The 2,768-nt window shown below is 63.6% G+C and carries 4 protein-coding genes; all 4 read left to right on the forward strand.

Going from position 1 to position 2,768, the window contains the following annotated elements; translation table 11 throughout:
• Positions 1-95 precede the first annotated feature (95 nt).
• Entirely contained in the window at positions 96-1,238 is a 1,143-nt protein-coding gene (locus ACTHQV_RS19155; protein WP_440492313.1) for a zinc-dependent alcohol dehydrogenase, read from the forward strand.
• An 11-nt stretch (positions 1,239-1,249) separates the two neighbouring features.
• On the forward strand, positions 1,250-1,837 hold the full coding sequence (locus ACTHQV_RS19160) for a hypothetical protein (RefSeq protein WP_440492311.1): 588 nt from the start codon (positions 1,250-1,252) through the stop codon (positions 1,835-1,837).
• A gap of 46 nt (positions 1,838-1,883) precedes the next feature.
• The gene (locus ACTHQV_RS19165; protein ID WP_440492312.1) at positions 1,884-2,315 is read left to right on the forward strand and encodes a hypothetical protein; all 432 of its coding nucleotides are present in this window, start codon (positions 1,884-1,886) and stop codon (positions 2,313-2,315) included.
• A 295-nt stretch (positions 2,316-2,610) separates the two neighbouring features.
• Positions 2,611-2,768, forward strand: a 158-nt coding sequence (locus tag ACTHQV_RS19170) for a transposase (RefSeq protein WP_440492128.1), incomplete at its 3' end; no start/stop codon positions are given.

Genomic DNA, 2,768 nt, shown 5'->3' on the forward strand with positions numbered 1-2,768 from the left:
GGCATCTTGATGGGCGATCGTCCGCCTTTTAAGCCGCGCCCCAACACAAGACCTGATTTTGTCCACGCGACCTAGTCTGGCACGGCAAGGAGGACATCCGATACGACACGGTGTCCGATCCTTCGATCGAAGATCCCCGCGACGCTATAATCAAGGTTACGAGTTGTGCGATTTGCGGGTCCGACCTCCATCTTTTTCATAATCTCGTTCCCGCGATGCTGCCCGGCGACATCATGGGCCACGAGACGATGGGCGAGGTGGTCGAGGTCGGTAGCGGGTCGAAAGGCAAGCTGAAGAAAGGCGACCGGGTCGTCATCCCGTTTACCATTCAGTGCGGCGAGTGCGAGCAGTGCCGGCGCGGCAATTTCTCGGTCTGCCAGCGGACCAATCGCAAGGGCGAGTTGGGCGACAAGGCGTTCGGGCACCGCACGGCGGGGCTGTTCGGCTACACCCATCTGACCGGCGGCTATCCGGGCGGACAGGCGGAGTATCTGCGCGTGCCCTTTGCGGACACCACGCACATCAAGGTGCCCGACGGCATCGACGACGAAAAGCTGCTGTTCCTTTCCGACATCCTTCCGACCGGCTGGCAGGCGGCGGTACAGGCCGATATCCAGCCCGGCGATACCGTCGCGATCTGGGGCTGCGGCCCCGTGGGCCAGATGGCGATCCGCTCGGCGTTCCTGCTCGGCGCCGAACAGGTCGTTGCGATCGACCATCTGCCCGAACGGCTGTCGATGGCCGCGGCAGCGGGTGCAATCACCATCAACTTCGACGAGGAAAGCGTCGTCGAGCGGCTGAACGAGCTGACCGGCGGCCTCGGTCCGCACAAGTGCATCGATGCCGTCGGCACCGAAAGTCACGTCAGCTTCGGTCAGCCCGACACGGTGCTCGATCGCGCCAAGCAGATGCTGATGGCGGAGAACGATCGACCGCATGTGCTGCGGGAGATGATCTATGTCTGCCGTCCGGCGGGCGTCATCTCGATCATCGGCGTGTACCTCGGCTTGGTCGATAAAATCCCGATGGGGCAGGCGATGAACAAGGGCCTGACCTTCCGCATGGCGCAGGCGCATGTGCCGCGCTGGACCGGCGACCTGCTGCGCCGGATCGAGGACGGCCAGATCGATCCTTCGTTCGTTATCACCCACAAGGTCGATCTGTCCCAAGGCCCTGAGATGTACGCCACGTTCCGCGACAAGGCGGACGGCTGCATCAAGGTCATGCTCCAGCCCTGACGGAGGCTTTCATGTCACTTACCAATCTAACCGGCATTGCCCGGTCGCCAGGCGATCCGCGTATCGAGCGTAAAGGCCCCAGTTCGATGCGTGGGCCTGACCGGCTTGCTCGCGCGCTCGGATGGTTCTCGTTCGGGCTTGGCGTCGCCGAACTGGTGGCGCCGGGAAAGATCGCGCGCAGTCTTGGGCTCGAAGGGAAGGAAGGCCTGATCCGTGGCTATGGTGCACGCGAACTGGCAAGCGCGGTGCCGACACTGTCGATCGACAAGCCTGTCGGGCTGGCCGCGCGGATCGGAGGCGATGCGCTCGACCTTGCCACGCTCGCAACCGCGTTGCACGGCGATAATCCCAAGCGCCGCAACGCAGCGGTGGCGACGGCGCTGGTAGTCGGCATCACCCTGCTGGACATCGTCGCCTACAACGGGGTGAAGGCAGCGCATCGTCGCGGACCGGACGGCGACCGCGATTATTCGGATCGCAGCGGTTGGCCACGTGGCCTGCAGGCTTCCCGTGGCGCCGCCCGCAAGGACTTCAAGATTCCGCCTGATTATCAGGCGGAGGGCACCGTTGCGAAGGCGCTGCCGGTGGTGACCGCCTAGCGTCGGATCATCGCACCGCGGCACCGTCCCCGACGCGCTCACGCTGGTGCCGCCGCTGACCGGTGGCCGTGGTCCCGATGCTTGTATCGATGCGGTGGGGATGGAGGCGGGGGGCACCGGCCTTCAACAGGCCTATGACCGGGTGAAACAGGCGCTCTACATGGAGACCGATCGGGGCAAGGCGCTGCGCCAAGCGATGCTGGCGGTGCGCAAGGGCGGCATTCTGTCGATCCTTGGCGTCTACGGCGTGATGGACAAGTTTCCGCTGGGGTTGCTGATGAACAAGGGTGTCACCGTGCGGACCGCGCAGCAGCATGGCCAAGCCTATGTCCCTCGTCTGCTGGAGCACGCTCAACGCGGCGAACTGACGCCGGCCGCGCTGGCCACGCATCGCTTTTCGCTGGAGGACAGTCCGAAGGGCTATCACATGTTCAAGCACAAGGAGGATGGCTGCCTGCGCGCCGTCTTTGTCCCGTAAGGCATCCAAGCTATGCAGCCGTCGCGCTGTGCTGGAACGCCTACCTGCCGCAAGCGAACGCTCGTAAAAACATCGTGAATGCTGACCGGCGATTTACGTTCCCGCGCGTCCGGTCTGCGCGCTCTTTCTCGCTACGTTCTGATTATGGTTCTACGGAGCACGGCGCAAGTTTGCCCGTAGACCGTGCCGTTTGCATGCCGGTGCTTATCTCCGGTCAAACTGAACGCGAGTGACGTGACCCCCGTTTCTTCATCCACCTGGACCTAGAGACCGGCCCCTCGAAGGGACGGACGGAATGAAGCGGAAGCAATTTTCGGAAGAGCAGATCATCGGCATCCTGAAGGAGGCCGAGGCGGGTGCAGTGGTGACGGAGCTATGCCGCAAGCACGGCATGTCGAGCGCGACCTACTATGCATGGAAGGCGAAGTTCGGCGGCCTGGAGGTGTCCGACGC

The organism is Sphingomonas sp. SAFR-052 (assembly GCF_051965015.1).
In the GTDB taxonomy this organism is placed as follows: Bacteria; Pseudomonadota; Alphaproteobacteria; order Sphingomonadales; family Sphingomonadaceae; genus Sphingomonas.